The organism is Brachybacterium nesterenkovii (genome assembly GCF_900163655.1).
GTDB lineage: Bacteria > Actinomycetota > Actinomycetes > Actinomycetales > Dermabacteraceae > Brachybacterium > Brachybacterium nesterenkovii.
In genome coordinates this window covers 1-16,228 of record NZ_FWFG01000061.1, presented here as the reverse complement: position 1 = coordinate 16,228, position 16,228 = coordinate 1, and the positions used below count along the sequence as shown (strand labels likewise).

Annotated in this window: 14 protein-coding genes; 4 read left to right on the top strand and 10 right to left on the bottom strand. The window is 73.5% G+C overall.

Annotated elements, in window-relative coordinates; all coding sequences use genetic code 11:
- Positions 1-569 precede the first annotated feature (569 nt).
- From FM110_RS06855 to FM110_RS06845, 3 genes are all read right to left on the bottom strand, one after another.
- Positions 570-959 (bottom strand): DUF3040 domain-containing protein, encoded by a 390-nt coding sequence (locus FM110_RS06855; RefSeq protein ID WP_087103898.1) that lies wholly within the window; start codon positions 957-959, stop codon positions 570-572.
- Between the two features lie 98 nt (positions 960-1,057).
- Complete coding sequence (gene dinB / locus FM110_RS06850) at positions 1,058-2,350, bottom strand: DNA polymerase IV (protein WP_087103896.1); 1,293 nt, start codon at positions 2,348-2,350, stop codon at positions 1,058-1,060.
- Positions 2,351-2,385: 35 nt separating this feature from the next.
- Positions 2,386-2,892 carry a hypothetical protein gene (locus tag FM110_RS06845; protein WP_143276299.1) on the bottom strand — a complete coding sequence of 169 codons (507 nt, stop codon included), beginning with the start codon at positions 2,890-2,892 and terminating at the stop codon, positions 2,386-2,388.
- 270 nt (positions 2,893-3,162) lie between these two features.
- Here FM110_RS06845 and FM110_RS06840 point away from each other — a divergent pair, with 270 nt between their 5' ends.
- A complete protein-coding gene (locus FM110_RS06840; protein WP_087103892.1) occupies positions 3,163-4,008 on the top strand; it encodes a spermidine synthase in 846 nt (281 codons plus the stop codon).
- A gap of 294 nt (positions 4,009-4,302) precedes the next feature.
- Here FM110_RS06840 and FM110_RS06835 read toward each other — a convergent pair whose 3' ends face one another.
- Together FM110_RS06835 and FM110_RS06830 are read right to left on the bottom strand one after the other, a co-directional pair.
- On the bottom strand, positions 4,303-4,506 hold the full coding sequence (locus FM110_RS06835; RefSeq protein ID WP_087103891.1) for a cold-shock protein: 204 nt from the start codon (positions 4,504-4,506) through the stop codon (positions 4,303-4,305).
- A 395-nt stretch (positions 4,507-4,901) separates the two neighbouring features.
- Complete coding sequence (locus FM110_RS06830) at positions 4,902-5,849, bottom strand: proteasome assembly chaperone family protein (protein ID WP_087103889.1); 948 nt, start codon at positions 5,847-5,849, stop codon at positions 4,902-4,904.
- A 174-nt stretch (positions 5,850-6,023) separates the two neighbouring features.
- On the opposite strand from FM110_RS06830, the gene FM110_RS06825 reads away from it, so the two are divergent.
- Positions 6,024-8,291: a HelD family protein gene (locus FM110_RS06825; RefSeq protein ID WP_234991996.1), complete on the top strand. Its 2,268-nt coding sequence runs from the start codon at positions 6,024-6,026 to the stop codon at positions 8,289-8,291.
- A gap of 343 nt (positions 8,292-8,634) precedes the next feature.
- On the opposite strand, the gene nrdR is transcribed toward FM110_RS06825, so the two are convergent.
- On the bottom strand, positions 8,635-9,135 hold the full coding sequence (gene nrdR / locus FM110_RS06820; protein ID WP_087103887.1) for a transcriptional regulator NrdR: 501 nt from the start codon (positions 9,133-9,135) through the stop codon (positions 8,635-8,637).
- 80 nt (positions 9,136-9,215) lie between these two features.
- Entirely contained in the window at positions 9,216-9,599 is a 384-nt protein-coding gene (locus tag FM110_RS06815; RefSeq protein ID WP_087103885.1) for a hypothetical protein, read from the bottom strand.
- Between the two features lie 204 nt (positions 9,600-9,803).
- On the opposite strand from FM110_RS06815, the gene lexA reads away from it, so the two are divergent.
- Positions 9,804-10,547 carry a transcriptional repressor LexA gene (gene lexA / locus FM110_RS06810; RefSeq protein ID WP_087103883.1) on the top strand — a complete coding sequence of 248 codons (744 nt, stop codon included), beginning with the start codon at positions 9,804-9,806 and terminating at the stop codon, positions 10,545-10,547.
- A 93-nt stretch (positions 10,548-10,640) separates the two neighbouring features.
- Here lexA and FM110_RS06805 read toward each other — a convergent pair whose 3' ends face one another.
- Both FM110_RS06805 and hflX read right to left on the bottom strand, forming a co-directional pair.
- Positions 10,641-12,656, bottom strand: a complete 2,016-nt coding sequence (locus FM110_RS06805) for an ATP-dependent DNA helicase (RefSeq protein WP_327230520.1) — start codon at positions 12,654-12,656, stop codon at positions 10,641-10,643.
- A 166-nt stretch (positions 12,657-12,822) separates the two neighbouring features.
- Positions 12,823-14,391, bottom strand: a complete 1,569-nt coding sequence (hflX, locus tag FM110_RS06800) for a GTPase HflX (protein ID WP_087103881.1) — start codon at positions 14,389-14,391, stop codon at positions 12,823-12,825.
- A gap of 174 nt (positions 14,392-14,565) precedes the next feature.
- On the opposite strand from hflX, the gene FM110_RS06795 reads away from it, so the two are divergent.
- Entirely contained in the window at positions 14,566-15,180 is a 615-nt protein-coding gene (locus FM110_RS06795; protein WP_087103879.1) for a class I SAM-dependent methyltransferase, read from the top strand.
- A gap of 9 nt (positions 15,181-15,189) precedes the next feature.
- On the opposite strand, the gene dapF is transcribed toward FM110_RS06795, so the two are convergent.
- Positions 15,190-16,080, bottom strand: coding sequence for a diaminopimelate epimerase (gene dapF, locus FM110_RS06790; protein WP_087103876.1), 891 nt, complete (start codon positions 16,078-16,080; stop codon positions 15,190-15,192).
- Positions 16,081-16,228 lie beyond the last annotated feature (148 nt).

Here is a 16,228-nt window from a genome sequence, read left to right as displayed (position 1 = left end):
GGGCCCGAGAGGCGCTGGCCCGCCCGCTGATCACCTCATCCGGCCCGATGACACCGCGGCGACCTGCCCTGCGGCCCGTCGAGGGCGCGAGCGAATCCCCTGGTCATCCGCGGTTTCCGCGCTCGATCGTCATGTGGGTGCCAGCACCGACGACCGCACGGTGGTGCGCGGTGGAGAAGGTGGTGGAGCGGAGTGGATGAGCCTGGGAGACGTCTGGGGAGCGCAGCGGGTAGCGATGCGGAGGCCCCCGCGAGACGTCCGGGGAGCGCAGCGGGGAGCGATGTGGAGACCCGTCTGGGGTCAGCGGGCCGAACGGGACCGGGCGCGCTCGTGCGGCCGCCGGCTCAGAGCACGGCAGCGCCCCGCCGGATGGGCGGGGCGCTGCGATGCGGTGGCGTCACGTGCTGCGAGCAGGCGCGGTCAGGCGCAGCGATATGGCGCTCTCAGGTGATGCGAGCACGCGCTGTCGGGCGCTGCGGACGCGATGCCAGGGGACCGGGCGGGAGGCTGGCGCCCGTCGCCACCATCGACACCGTCAGCGCGAGGGCCTTCACCGGCGGCGGGCGCTGTCAGCCGAGGCGGTCATCGCCCCTGCGGTCCCAGCGCTCCTCCATGCGACGCATGAACGAGCCCGACTGCTGCTCGGCGGTCGGCGCGGGGCGTCCATCGGTTCCGGGTCGCGGGCCGTCGGCGGTCTGCGCGGGTGCCGTGACGGTCCAGACCCCCGCGGCGACCATGAGCGCGAAGGCGAGGACGCCGAGCCAGACGGCCGGGAGGGCCACGGCCAGGACCAGCAGCGCGAGCCCGGCGACGACGCCGAGGATCCCCAGGCCCACGCGCCGACGATCGCGGCGCGGACGGGTCGCGTTCTCGAAGGTGCGGGCCAGGCGCGGGTCCTCGGCGAAGAGCTGACGCTCGAGCTCCTCGAGCATCTTCTGTTCGTGATCGGAAAGCGGCATCGTCGCGACTCCTCGGCTCATGGCGGGGACCGGCCCTGCGGTGTCGGTGAGGGCCCGGTCGCTCGTCCCGTCGGCAGCACCCGCAGGCGTTCGACGAGTCAGCGGCGATCGCGCTCCCCAACTGTCCCTCCAGGATAGTGCCGAGCCGACGGCGGGGGAACCTCGACCTGTGCCTGGGGCGGCTGCGACGACGGGGCGTCCGGCCCCACCTCCCCCGGCGGCGCCCCCGGCAGGGTGGAGCCGCGGGCGAGCGTCTCCGCACCGAAGCGCTCCCGTGCCCGGTCCATGGCGGCCTCGAGCTCCTGCCAGGTGGCCGTCCGGCCCTGCAGCTCCGCCGGCGCCGCCTGCTCGGCCGCCGGCCGCAGGTGCTCCGCGCGCACTCCGGCCAGGCGCACGCGGGGCATCTGCGGTGCGGCCCGCTCCCAGAGCTCGACGACGTGCTCGCGGAGGCGCTCTCCGCTCGCGGTCGGCTGGTCGAAGGTCGCCGATCTGGTGATCGTCGTGCCGTCCGGCGCTCGCAGCTTCAGGGCCACCGTCCGTGCGGTCAGCCCCTTGCGCCTCAGCGAGGCGGCGACAGCATCGGCCATGACGGTGAGGCGCCGCCGCACCTCTGCCGGATCCTCGATATCGATGTCGTATGTGCGCTCCATGCCGACCGAGCGGTCGCGGACGCGGGTCCCGATCCCGGTGCGGTCCTCGCCGCGGGCGATGCGCAGCACCTGCTCGGCCTGCACGCCGAGCGCTTTGCGGAGCGCGGGCAGCGGCGTCTCGGCGATCTGCCCGATGCGACGGATCCCCAGGCGCTCGAGCCCGGCGACCGCGGCGGGACCGATGCCGGAGACGGCCCCGACGGGCAGCGGCGCGAGGAACTCGGCGGTCCGCTCCGGTTCCACGACCAGCAGGCCGTCCGGCTTGGCGCGCGCCGAGGCGATCTTCGCGACCGGGCGCGAGACAGCGGCTCCGACGCTGCAGGGCAGATCGAGCTCGGCGCGGATCCGCGACCTCAGGAGCTGCCCGATCTGCGCCGGGGTCCCGAACTGGCGCCGCGCGCCCCGCACGTCGAGGAACGCCTCGTCGATGCTGATCTGCTCGATCTCGGCGCATACCGAGGCGAGCAGCTCCATCACCTTGCGGGAGGCCTCGCGGTAACGGTCTCCGCGGGGCGGGATGATCACGAGATCGGGGCACAGGCGGCGGGCGGCGCCGATCGGCATGGCCGAGCGGACGCCGAATGCTCGCGCCGGATAGCTCGCCGCCGCGACCACGCCGCGCGGACCGGCCCCGCCCACCACGACCGGCAGACCGCGCAGCGCGGGATCGTCGCGGATCTCCACGGACGCGAAGAAGGAGTCCATGTCGAGGTGGAGGATCGACGCATCGTCCCGGCTCATCGGCTCCGCTCCCCTCTCCCGCGCGCCAGGACATGCTAGTCGCGCCCCCTCTCGACGGCCGCGGGCAGCTCGGGCAGCAGGGCGAGCGTGATCTCGGCCCGGACGCCCTCGATCCGCTCACGGGTCCGCCGGCAGTGCTCCTCGAGCAGGGCGAGGTCCGGGGAGGCCGTCTCATCGCGGTCGAGGCGGGCGCGCTCGGCCACCATCGGCGCGACCTCCTGCGCCCAGGCGCGGTGATGGGCGCCGCAGCGCGAGAGCGCGTCCCAGGCGTTGAGCGGGAGGCGTCGGCGGCGTGCCCGGTTGGCCTCGTCGATGACCACGCCCGCGGCGCGCAGGGCGCTGCGGTGCGCGAGCTCGAACGCCGCGCGTGCGTCGACGGTGCGCAGGCGCTCGGCCTGGTCGACGAGAGCGCGCGCCCGCTCGAGCTCCCCGAGCGCGCGGTCGAGGCGGACCAGATGCGGCGCCGTCCGCAGTCCGGATGCGCCGGCGATGCCGCGTGCGCTCTCAGGCCTCCGCGCGATGTCGATGGCGATGCTGTTCATGGCGATGATCATGTTGGGACCTCCTCCCCGACCCCCTGCGGGTCGTGTCCCCGACGCTACGGCGACCCCCCGACGAACGAAGCGGGCGGTGGATGAGCCTGCTCTGGGGAGGAATCGGGATGCCATCGATCCCCGCGCCAGCCGCCCGTTGCGACGGGCCGGCTCTGCCCTGCTCCTGCGCCCTGCGCCGCGGACCCCAGACCCCAGACCCCGGACCCCGGACCTCGGACCTCGGACCTCGGACCCCACCGTTCGCCCTAGAGTTGCGCCATGGTCAGACGACGCGGGAGCGGCCCTCCCTCTTCCGCCCCGTTCCCGCACCTGGGCCCGACGAACGTGCCCATCCCGATCGCCACGGGCACGGCCCGGCTCGTGCCGGAGACCGACGGCGGCGTCCTCATCGAGGTCAACGGCGTGCCCAGCTCGTACCAGCACCCCGACCCTCGCCACCTCGTCTTCGAATACATGCGCTGGATGCAGACCGCGCTGCGGGTCCACCTCGCCGCGACGGCTCCGGGCGCCGGACGCCTCGAGATCGCGCACCTGGGCGGCGGCGGCTGCTCCCTCCCCCGCGCGCTGGCCGCGGAGCATCCCGCAGCGCGGCAGATCGTCGTCGAGCTCGACGCCGATCTCGCCGAGCACGCGCGCACCTGGTTCGACCTGCCCCGCTCCCCTGCCCTGCGGATCCGCGCCGAGGACGCCGCCGTCGCGCTCGCCTCCTGGCGGGAGGCGCGCTTCGGCGTCCTGATCCGGGACGTCTTCGCCGGGGCCGAGACCCCCCTGCCGCTGCGCGGGACCGCTGCGGCGGCCCACGCCGCTCGGGTGCTGCGGGACGACGGCGTCTACCTGGTCAACAGCGCGGGGAGGCCGTCATCCCGGGCGGTGCTCGCCGACGAGCTCGTCACCCTGCGCACGGCGTTCGCGCACATCGGCGTCATCGCCGAGAACGCGGTGCTGGCGGGCAAGCGGCGGGGCAACAGCGTGCTCGTGGCCTCGCAGCAGCCGCTCGCGGACGGCATCGACCGGGCTCTGCGCTCCGACGCCGTCGCCGTGCGTCTCGTCGGGGAGGCGGACCTCGCCCGCCTCGCGGCGTCCGGGCGCGTCCTCGCGGACTGATCAGGGCCCCGCTGATCAGGGCCCAGTGCACAGGAGGACCCCGTGATCGGGCCCCGTGAAGATGGCACCGCTGCTCAGGGCCGCACAGATCTGGGCTGCACAGAGCAGAACCGCGGACAGAGCATCGGGTGCCGCGGTCCGGTCCGCAGCGGCAACGGGACTGGTCCGCACCGGATGACGTGGCCCGGTCCGCACCGGCAACGCTCCGAGCTGCTGCCCTGACATGCCGCGAGGGGCGGCAGAGGATCTCTCCTCTGCCGCCCCTCGTGGAAGAATCGGGGGTCGCGCCCTCGATCAGAGGGGGCGGACGTTCTCCGCCTGCGGGCCCTTGTCGCCCTGAGCGACGTCGAACTCCACGCGCTGGCCCTCATCGAGAGCGCGGTAGCCGTCCATGTCGATCTTGGAGTGGTGGACGAACACGTCCGCGCCACCGCCGTCGATCTCGATGAAGCCGAAGCCCTTCTCAGCGTTGAACCACTTGACAGCACCCTGTGCCATGTTGAAACCACTTTCGGTCGGTATCAGTCGATCGCGAACTGCGATCTTGAAGCCGCTCGTGAAGCCACCACTCCTGAGAGAAGCGGGTCGTGCACCAGGTGCCGTGGGTCCCCCGCTCGGATGAGGCGGGACGTCGGGCCGTACTGCTGGACGTACTCATTCACTGCAACGACGCTCATCATTGCACGCATCACGCGAGGTGTACACCGTTCACGGGATCCGGGTGGAGAACAGACGGTGAACGCCAGCCGAGGCGGACCTCGGTCGCCCGGCGTGCACGGCGCACCTGAGGGGCGCGAGAGATGAGCACGGGAGATGAGCGGACAGGAGCGCGAGAGGCGTGCGGACGACACGCACCGGTGCGCCCGACCGCTCGGTCGGCCCGGTGCACTGCATCATCCCTGCTCGGGACCGGCAGACCCCTCGTCGTCGCGGCGCGCGAGGAAGCGCTCGAAGTGGTCGGCGATCTCATCGGCCGTGGGCATGTCGATCGACGTCGCCAGACCCGCCGGACCCATGCCCTCGCCGTCGTGCATCGCGTCGTAGGTCTCCTCGAGCGAGGCGACGACCCCCTGCACCTCCTCGATGCCGGCGAGCGTCTCCCCGAGGGCGATGCCGGCGGCATCGGTGAGGTCCCCCAGATCCACCAGCGGCAGCTCCAGGCCCGTCGCGGTGCTCACGCGCCGCAGCAGCGCGAGCGCACCGGCCGGGAAGTCCGAGCGGGTCAGATAGTGAGGGATCTGCGCCACGAAGCCCATCGCCGGGTGGTCCGCGCGCCCCAGCTCCTGCTCGAGGTAGGCGCCGAACGACGCCGGGACGATCATCTCCGGGGAGTCCCCCGGGAGCTGATCCGTCGGATCCAGCAGCGATTCGTCGTTGGCGTGCGAGATGAGGGAGATCGGGCGGGTATGCGGGACCGCCATCGGCACCGCGTTCATCGACACCACGCGCTCGACATCGAAGAACTCGACCAGGTCGATCAGCGCCTGGGCGAAGCGCCGCCACTGCAGATCGGGCTCGGGGCCGTCGAGCAGGAGGAAGGGACGGTCCGCATCGTCGTACATGAGGTAGAGAGCCACCTCGGGGACGTCGATCTCGGTGAAGCGCCGCCCGTCGAACGTCGCCTGCGGGCGCGAGCCGCGGTAGTCCAGCAGCTCATCGGCGTCGAAGGTCACCAGGCGCACATGCCGCAGGCTGTCGCGCAGATAAGCCGCCGCGATGCGCGAGGCGCTGCCCGCGTCCACGATGCCCGGCAGCGCATGGACGAGGGTGAGGCTGCCGCGCGGAACCGCCGCGACGACATCGGCGGACTCGAAGGCGTACAGCTCCCGCGGATCGCGCACGGCCCCACCTCCTCGCATCGACGCCGGGCCCGCCCGGCTCGGACAGGACCGGCCGATTCCCGGGGCGCCCTGCCGATCCACCATAATGGATCACCGCGTGCAGCCAGACACGCCGTCAGGAAGCGCCCCGCCCCGGGCGGCGCTCCTGTTCCAGCAGGGCACCAGGAGGCCGCAGTGGACCCCTCCGTCGAGCAGATCGGCCAGGAGCAGGCGTACGCCGACAGGCTCTACGCGCGCGTGGACGAGCTCATCGGGCAGATGTCGCGGAACCTCGACGAGGCGCAGCAGTCCCAGAACGCATCCACGCACCAGAACCGCTCCGAGCGCGACGCCTTCGTGGCCCTGTACGAGGACCGCCTCGCACTGCTGCGCACGGCCTCCCAGAACGTGGTGTTCGGGCGCCTCGACACCGATGACGACGCCCGCCACTACATCGGGCGCATCGGCCTGTTCACCCCCGAGCGCGAGCAACTGCTGGTCGACTGGCGCGCCCCCGCGGCCGCCGCGTTCTACCAGGCCACGAGCCTCGACCGGCAGGGCGTGCGCCTGCGCCGCCACCTCATCACCCGCGGCCGCACCGTGATCGGACTCGAGGACGACCTGCTGGACTCCTCCGTGCTCGAGGACGAGGGCGCCGCCGAGTCCCTCGCGCTGCAGGGCGAGGGCGCCCTCCTCGCCGCCGTCTCCACCCAGCGCACAGGCCGCATGGGCGACATCGTCGCCACCATCCAGGCCGAGCAGGACCGCATCATCCGCTCCGACAACCGCGGCGTGCTGGTCGTGCAGGGCGGGCCCGGCACCGGCAAGACCGCCGTCGCCCTCCACCGCGCCGCCTACCTGCTCTACACCCACCGCCGCCGGCTCGAGCACTCCGGCGTGCTGATCGTCGCGCCGACCCGCGGGTTCCTCCGCTACATCGAGCGCGTCCTCCCCAGCCTCGGCGAGTCCGGCGTGGTCATGCTGACCCCCGGCGAGCTCGTCCCCGGCATCGAGACCACGCTGCACGACGACGACGCGATCGCCGCCGTCAAGGGCGACGCCGCGATGGCCGCCCTCCTCGCGCGCGCCGTCAAGCAGCGTCAGATCGTCCCGTCGAAGGATCAGCGCATCTCGATCGACGGCGTCCCGGTGGTGCTCGCGAGCGACGACATCCGGGCCGCCCGCCGCGAGGCCCGGGCCACCCACCGTCCCCACAACGAGGCCCGCACCGTGTTCGTGCGCGCCGCGCTCGACCGTCTCGTCGTCCGCTACGAGCAGGCGCTCCGCTCCCGCGGGCACACGATCGTGCCCGAGGACCGCCCCGGGCACCTCTCCGATCTGCGCGAGCATCCCGAGGTGCGCCGCGCCCTGAACCTCGCCTGGCTGCCGTACACGCCGGAGTCCTTCCTGCGGATCCTGCTGTCGCGGCCCGAGCGTCTGCGCGCGGCCGCGCCGGCCTCGCTGCCGCGCGAGAGCCTCGCCCTGCTGCACCGCCCCAAGGACTCCCCGTGGACGGTCGAGGACATCCCTCTGCTCGACGAGGTCGCCGAGCTCCTGGGCGGCGACGGCGAGCTCCAGCGCACCGCTGCGGCCCGCGCCCAGTCCCAGCGCGAGGGCGACGTCGCCTACGCGCGCGAGGTGCTCGAGAGCTTCGACACCTCCGGCATGGTCCGCGCGGAGGACCTCGCCGACCACGTCGGCCGCACGCGGGACGGCCGCACGCTGGCCGAACGGGCCAGCACCGAGCGCGCCTGGACGTACGGGCACGTGGTCGTCGACGAGGCGCAGGAGAACTCCGCGATGATGTGGCGCGCCCTCATGCGGCGCTGCCCCACGAAGTCCTTCACCATCGTCGGCGACGTCGCCCAGACCTCCTCGGCGGCGGGCTACGCCTCCTGGAGCGCGGCGCTCGGCCCCTTCGTGGAGGATCGCCTCGAGATCGAGGAGCTCACCGTCAACTACCGCACGCCCCGGCGCATCATGGACGTGGCCGTCGCGACGGCCGAGGAGCTCGAGCTGCCCGTGGCCGCCGTGTCCTCCGTCCGTGACGGCGAGCATCCCGTGACCGCATCTGCAGAAGAGGCCGACGCGATGGCTGCGCGGACCCTCGAACTGTGCCGCGAGCAGCTGGATTCGGGCGCCGGGCGCATCGCGGTGATCACCGCCGAGGACCGCGTCGCCGACCTCGCCGCCGAGCTGCGCCGAGCCCAGGATCTGCCCCGGGTGGGACAGGGCAGCGCAGGGATCGACGACGTCATCGCCGTGATGAGCGCGCAGGACGCCAAGGGGCTCGAGTTCGACGGCGTCGTGCTGGTCGAGCCCGCGGATCTCCTGACGGGCCACACGCGCGGCGCCGGGGACCTCTATGTCGCGATGACGCGGTCGACCCAGCGCCTGGACATCGTCCACGCGCGGCCGCTGCCGCAGGCTCTCGCGTCGGCGCTGGTGACCGCGGAGTCCTGAGGGATCGTCTCCGCGGGCATGAGGATCCGCCGGGGATGAGACGCGAGAGCACAGGGCTCGCGCCGAGCATGCGACGCCTCCCGGCATGAGAAGACCGGCGGCCGAGGCTTCCCCTCCACGACCGCCGGTCAGGTGCGCGCGAGGCGCACGCGGACCATCATACGGGACGGGCGCGGGTGCTCGGGACCGGAATCAGCCCGACCCGGAAGCGGACTCAGAAGCAGGACCGAAAGTAGGTGAGCGACCAGGACCAGGCCCAGAAGCAGACCCGGGCCCGGCCGAGCGGCTCATCCCCGGCCGCACCGATCACCTCCGCCGGGGCGGACTCGGCCCGGGGTCGGGGTCAGGAAGCGGGCGATGCGTCCGCCGATGCCTCCGCGCCGCCTGAGGGAGCGTCGCCCTCTTCCGCTCGCAGCTGCGCGATCGCGGCCTCGAAGTCGTCGAGGGAGTCGAAGTTCTGGTAGACGCTCGCGAAGCGCAGGTACGCGACGAGGTCGAGCTCGCGCAGCGGCTGGAGGATGGCGAGCCCGACGTCGTGCGCCTCGACCTCCGCCTGACCGCTCTGACGGATCGCCTCCTCGACCTTCTGCGCGAGGAGGGCCAGCTGGTCGTCGGTCACGGGACGCCCCTGGCACGCCTTCCGGGCACCCGAGACGACCTTGGCGCGGCTGAACGGCTCACTGGCGCCCGAGCGCTTGACCACGGCGAGTGAGGCGGACTCAATCGTCGAGAAACGACGGGAGCACTGCGGGCACTGCCGACGCCGACGGATCGAGGCGCCGTCGTCAGCGGTCCGCGAGTCGACGACGCGCGAATCCGGGTGGCGGCAGAAAGGACAGTGCACGTGCTCAGAGTACCGTGCGCCGCCAGGTCCTCCGCGGAGCGGTCGGATCGCCGACGGCGCTTCCGCGCCGACAGCGGCGGTCACGCGCCGACGGGGACCTCGATCTGCGTGCCCGCGGTGAGCTCGACGCTCGGCAGGCCATTAGCGCGCTGGACGTCGAGCACCCAGTCGCGCAGGTCCGCGCCCTCGGAGGCGTAGGTCTGGCCGTACTCCCACAGGGTGTCCCCGGGCTGCACCGTCACGGACACGGTCTCGGGACCGCGCGCGAGGTCGGCGAGTGCGCCCGTCGCACCGACCTCGGTCAGGGCGGCGAAGAGCACGGCGGCCGCGAGGAGGACGAGCACGAGAGCGCGCACGATCCGGCCGCGGCGGGTGATCTCGAGTCGAACACCCTTTCGGGATGCGCGCGCACTCGTGCGCGAGGACGGGGCGGCGGGGGCCTGGACGGCGGCGATTGTGATCATCAGTCCGAACTCCTGTTCGATCGAATATGTGTACGACTGTAGGGCTCCGAGGCTGTCGGCGCAAGACACGCTCGAACACATGTTTGGAACGCGCGTGCGAGCGCCCTACTCTGGGTGACGTGATCACTCCACCAGGGGGGTGTGACGAACGAAGGCGGGCCCGTGCTCCGAGCGGGCCGTCGCCGCGGAAGAGAGGCCGGCACGATGCCCAGCAGCACGACGGACGGCGGCACCACCGACAGCACGGCGGCGGAGACCGCCACGACGAGCGGCGCCGCACCGGCTCTCGGCAGCGCCGACGCCGCCGAGAGCGCGTCGCTGTCGCCGCGCCAGCGGACCATCCTCGAGACCATCGCCCGCGCGATCGCCGACCGCGGCTATCCGCCCACGATGCGCGAGATCGGGGACGCCGTCGGCCTCACCTCGCCCTCCTCGGTCTCCCACCAGCTCCACGCGCTCGAGCGCAAGGGCTACCTGCGTCGCGACCCCAAGCGCCCGCGCGCGATGGAGATTGTCCTGCCCGATGAGAGCGGCGACCCGGGGGCGGGGAGCGGCACCGAGGTGCAGGCATCGCCGTCGGTCGCGGTCCCGCTCGTCGGCCGCATCGCCGCGGGCGTCCCGATCACCGCCGAGGAGCAGATCGAGGACGTCTTCACCCTCCCCCAGCAGCTCGTCGGCTCCGGCGAGCTCTTCCTGCTGCAGGTCGTCGGGGACTCCATGGTCGACGCCGCGATCTGCGACGGGGACTGGGTGGTCGTCCGCTCCCAGAACGTGGCGGAGAAGGGCGAGATCGTCGCGGCCATGATCGACGGGGAGGCGACGGTCAAGACGTTCGTCCAGCGCGACGGGCACATCTGGCTCATGCCCCACAACCCCTCGTTCGCCCCGATCCTGGGCGACGACGCCCAGATCCTGGGCAAGGTCGTGGCGGTCCTCCGCGCCGTCTGATCACGGCCGGCACCCGCGGCCGGCACCCGCGGTCGGCACCCGCGGCCGGTGTGCGCGGCCGGTGTCAACGGCCGGTGCCCGCGGCCGCGGAGCCTAGGCCCGCGCCAGCCGATCCAGCGCCGCGAGCGCGGTGGCGGGGTCATCGGTCCGCCACATCGGCGGCATGGCGGTGGTGAGGAAGGCCCCGTAGCGCTTGGTCGCCAGGCGCGGGTCCAGCACTGCGACCATGCCGCGATCCTCCCCCGAGCGGATCAGGCGCCCGGCGCCCTGGGCCATGAGCAGCGCCGCATGCTGCGCCGAGATCGCCATGAACCCGTTGCCTCCGCGCTGGGACCAGCGCTCCTGGCGCGCCGCCGTGAGCGGGTCATCGGGTCGGGGGAAGGGGATGCGATCGATCGTGACGAGGCGGCAGGCGCGCCCCTGGACGTCCACGCCCTGCCACAGCGAGAGCGTCCCGAACAGGCTCGTCGCCTCGTCGGCGCTGAAGTCCCGCACCAGGGAGCTCAGGGAGTCCTCGCCCTGCAGGCCGATGGGCAGCGCCGTGCGCGCGCGGACGTGCTCGGCGGCGAGCTCGGCGCCGCGGCGCGAGGAGAACAGGCACAGCGCACCGCCGCGCGAGGCCTCGAGGAGCTCCGTCAGGTGGTCGAGCATCGCGAGCGAGGGCCCCTCGCGGCCGGGCGGCGGCAGATGGCGGGCGACGTACAGGATCCCCTGGCGCCGGTAGTCGAAGGGGCTGCCCACATCCAGGCCGCGCCACGCGCTGCGGTCGTCGCCGCGGGCTGCCGCGAGGGCGTCCTCGCGATCGTCCGCGCGGAGGCCGACGCTTCCGGCCGGCGGCTCGAAGCGGCCTCCGAGGGCGAGCGTCGCGGAGGTCATCACGACCGTGCGGTCCTCGAGCACGGTGCCGCGCATGGGCGAGGCGACGCTGAGCGGCGCGACCTGCAGGCTCGAGCGCCCGGTCGCCTCCGAGTGCGCGACCGAGACGACGTCGTCGTCCGCGGGGGCGGCGAGGCGCTCGCACACGTCGATGATCGCCTGCAGGTTCGCGCGCACGGCCTTGCGGGCACCGGCGGTCGTCGAGGCATGGGGGTCACCGGCGTCCTTGGCATCGGCATGGGCCTCATGGGCCTGGGCCCGCAGCAGCACGAGTGCATCGAGCATGAGTGGCGGCAGCGGGCCGATCACCCGCCCGTCGGGCATCTGCTCGAGCGCGGCGCGCAGCTGCTCGCCGGCGTCGTCGAGCGCCGTCGCCGCCACACCGAGGCCACGCAGGTCGCGGACCGCGCCGCGGACCATCCCGTGCGTGAGCACCTCGGTGACCGCACCGGTCACGCGGTCCACGAGGTCGTGGGCCTCGTCGACGACGAGCACGTCGTGCTCGGGCAGGATCGCGTGCCCGTTGAAGGCGTCGACGGCCATGAGCGCATGGTTGGTGATGACGAGGTCCACGTCCCGGGCGATCGCCCGGCTGCGCTCGGCGAAGCAGGACTCGACCATCGGGCAGGTCGAGCCCAGGCACTGCGGACCGGTCACGGACACCTGGCGCCAGGCGCGGTCGGACACGGCCGTCGCGAGGTCGTCGCGGTCGCCGGTGTCGGTGGTCTCGGCCCACTCCCGCAGGCGCCGGACCTGGTCGCCGAGGCGCTCGGAGGAACCGAGCGCGGGATCGACCGCGGCCTCGGTGAACAGGGCCTGCGGGTCGAGATCATCGGGGTAGCCGCCGGAGGCCTTGTGCTGGCACACGTAGTTCGCGCGGCCCTTGAGCAGGCTGTAGGTGGGGGTGCGCGGCAGCAGCGGGGCGAGGGCCTCAACCAGGCGGGGCAGGTCCTTGCGGACTATCTGGGACTGCAGGGCGATCGTCGCCGTGGACACCACGACGGTGCGACCGGTGACGACCGCGTGCCGCAGGGCGGGGACGAGGTAGGCCAGGGACTTGCCGGTGCCGGTGCCGGCCTGGACGAGCAGGTGGCGCTGCCCGTCCATCGCGAGGTCCACGGCCTCGGCCATCGCCGTCTGCCCTTCGCGTCGGGAACCGCCGACGGCCGCGACCGCGGCGTCCATCAGGACGTCGAGATGGGGGACGTCCACGACGGGATCGGAGGCGGGCACCGGTCCACCCTAGTGGCGGGTGCGGGCGACGTCGGGCAGGCGCGACGTGAGCCGCGCCGCGCTGCGCGCCCGGCTCGCCGCGGCGCACCCGGCCCGCCACTGCGCACCCGGCCTGCCGCTGAGCACCCGACCCGCCGCGGCGGCACGAAGACACCGTCAGACGCCGTCAGACGGCGGCGGGCTCCGCGGCGCTCTCGAGCTCAGCGGCGAGCGCCCGGTCCACGCGCGCGCGCAGATGCGTGCCGTGCTCGAGGTGCTCCTCGGCGAGGATCTCCCCCGTCGTGTGGGCGCGCGAGACGAGATCGCCGCGCGTGTACGGCACGACGAGGTCGATCTCGACGGCCGGGCGCGGCAGGTGCTCGGCGATCAGCTCGCGCAGCTCCTCGATGCCCTCGCCCGTGCGGGCGGAGACCACGGCCGACAGCTCGACCTGGCTGCGCAGGCGCGCGATCGTCTCCGGCTCCGCGAGATCGGCCTTGTTCAGCACCACGATCTCGGGGACCTCGAAGCCGTCGATCTCGCCCAGCACGGTGCGGACGGCGCGGATCTGGCCCTCGGGGTCCGGGTGGGAGGCGTCGACGACGTGGAGCAGGAGGTCCGCGTCGGCGACCTCCTCGAGCGTGGAGCGGAAGGCCTCCACCAGCTCCGTGGGCAGGTGGCGCACGAAGCCGACGGTGTCGGCGAAGGTGAACTCGCGTCCGTCGGGCGTCTCGGCGCGGCGCACCGTCGGGTCCAGCGTGGCGAACAGCGCGTTCTCGACGAGCACTCCGGCCCCGGTGAGCCGGTTCAGCAGCGAGGACTTGCCCGCGTTGGTGTAGCCGGCGATCGCGACGGCCGGGACCTCACGGCGGGTGCGGTCGGCGCGCTTGGCCTCGCGGGCGGGCGCCATCTCCTTGATCTCGCGCCGCAGCTTGGCCATGCGGGTGCGGATGCGGCGGCGATCGAGCTCGATCTTCGTCTCGCCCGGGCCGCGGGAGCCGATCCCGGCACCGCCGGCGACGCGGCCGCCGGCCTGGCGGGACATCGACTCGCCCCAGCCGCGCAGGCGCGGCAGCAGGTACTCGAGCTGGGCGAGCTCCACCTGCGCCTTGCCCTCGCGGGACTTGGCGTGCTGGGCGAAGATGTCGAGGATCAGCGCGGTGCGGTCGATGACCTTGACCTTGACGATGTCCTCGAGGGCGCGACGCTGGCTGGGCGCGAGCTCGCCGTCGGCCACGACCGTGTCGGCGCCGGTCTCGGCGACGATCTCGGCGAGTTCGGCGGCCTTGCCCTTGCCCAGGAAGGTGGCCGGGTCCGGATGGGCACGACGCTGCATGATCCCGTCGAGCACCTCGGAGCCCGCGGTCTCGGCGAGCGCGGCGAGCTCGCGCAGGCTGTTCTCCGCGTCCTCGAGACCGCCGGTCGTGTAGATCCCGGCGAGCACCACCTTCTCGAGGCGCAGCTGGCGGTACTCGACCTCGGTGATGTCCTCGAGCTCGGTGGACAGCCCGCTGACGCGGCGCAGCGCGTGGCGGTCGGCGAGGTCGAGCTGCTCGCCGTCGGTCTCGGAGGTGTAGGTGGTCGCGGAGATCGAGGCGTCGCCGCGGGCGAGGATCCGCGCGGTCAGGGCGTCCGTCGCATCCGCAGGAGCATCGTCCACCGCTGACGGGCCGGGGCTCGTCGTCTCGGGTCCTCCGCCGGCGTCGACTGCGGTGTCGGCGTCTGTCTGGGGGTCCGGGTGGAAGGAGATGGGCACGCGGTGTCGCTTCCTGTCGTGGATTCGGTGCCAGAAGGGTCCCACGGCTCGCCGGGAGCAGGCCAGGACTTTTCGCGCAGGGCACATCCGCGCGGTCGGCAGCCCGCCGCCCGCTCGCCCCGACTCCGCAGCGCAGGGCCTGGGGCCGCAGAGCGCGCCCGTATCCTGGCAGGCGTGTCCGAGCACTACTTCTCCCCCACGAGCGCGACCGACGATGCCCGCCACCCGCTGTGCGTGCAGCTCGCCGGCGCCGAGCGCGACCTCGTCTCCTCTGCCTCCGTGTTCAGCGGGCGCGGGCTCGACAAGGCGACCTCCGTGCTGCTCGGGCGCCTGGACGCGCTGCCCGCCGTTCCCCCGGAGGCGACGATCGTGGATCTCGGCTGCGGCTGGGGTCCGATCGCGCTGACCGCCGCCCTCGAGCACCCGGATGCGCAGGTGTGGGCCGTGGACGTCTCCGAGCGGGCCCGGGCCCTGACGCGCGAGAACGCCGAGCGCCTGGGGCTTACGAACGTGCACGTCACCGCGCCGGAGGAGGTTCCCGCGGATCTGGCGATCGACGTGCTGTGGTCCAACCCGCCGATCCGCATCGGCAAGGAGGCGCTGCACGAGCTCCTGCTGACGTGGTGCGCGCGCCTCGCACCCTCCGGCTGGGGCGCTCTCGTGGTGGGCCGCAATCTGGGCGCCGACCCGCTCGCAGCCTGGCTGGATCAGCATCTGAAGGGGCGCACGGTCACCAAGGCGGCGAGCGCCAAGGGGTTCCGGATCCTGGAGATCTCGCCGCAGAGCTGAGGGCCGCGCTCAGACGAGCAGCGTGCCCTCGGCGACGATCTGGGCCGGACCGGCGAGCGTGACGTCCCCCTCGGGCGTCCAGCCGATCGTGAGCGTGCCGCCGGGCAGATCGACCCGCCACGGCCGGCGGCTCTCATCGCCCGCCCGCAGCGCCGCGGCGACGGCGACGGCGCATGCGCCCGTCCCGCAGGCGAGGGTCTCCCCCACGCCCCGCTCGTGCACCCGCATCGCCACGTGGCGCTCACCCCGAGCGACGACGAGCTCGACGTTCGTGCCGTGCGGCGGCTCCGGGGCCAGAGCGGGGCGGCGCGTGAGATCGACGTCCTCGAGCGCGGCGTCCTCGGGCAGGAACGCGACCGTGTGGGGGTTGCCCATGTCGACCTCGGTCGCAGCGAGCTCGCGCCCGGCGACCGTGACCGTCCGGGCCTCGCCGGTCAGGCGCCCGGGGCCCATGCCCACGCGGACCTGCCAGGTGCCGTCCCCGGCCTCCGGGGGGCTGAGGATCTCGACGGTCCGCACTCCCGCGCGGGTCCAGATGTCGAAGCGGTCGGCGCCGACGAGGCCGGTGCGGCGCAGCTCGGCCGCGAACACGCGCACGCCGTTGCCGCACATCTCCGCGATCGAGCCGTCGGCGTTGCGGTAGTCCATGAACCACTCAGGGGCATCGGCGGGTGCGTCGACGCCGGCGGCGCGGGTGCGCACGACGCGGATCAGGCCGTCGGCCCCCAGTCCCGCGGTGCGCTCGGTCAGGCGCTGCACGAGCTCGGGCGTGATGTCCGCCGCCCCGTCGGGATCCTGGAGGATCACGAAGTCGTTGCGGGCGCCGTGCCCCTTGGCGAAGCGCAGAGGAGAACCGGGCGCGGGAGCCGGGGGCGTCGGGGCGGAGTCGAGCGGAGCCATGACCCCGAGCCTAGCGACGCGGGCGCGGCGCGTGCGCGACACAGGCGCGGCGCATCCATCAACAGGTGAGGCGAGCGACGTCCGACACGGCCGCAGCCCCAGCCCCAGCCCCAGCCCCAGTCCCTGCAGCGAGCGCACGCCGCTGCGG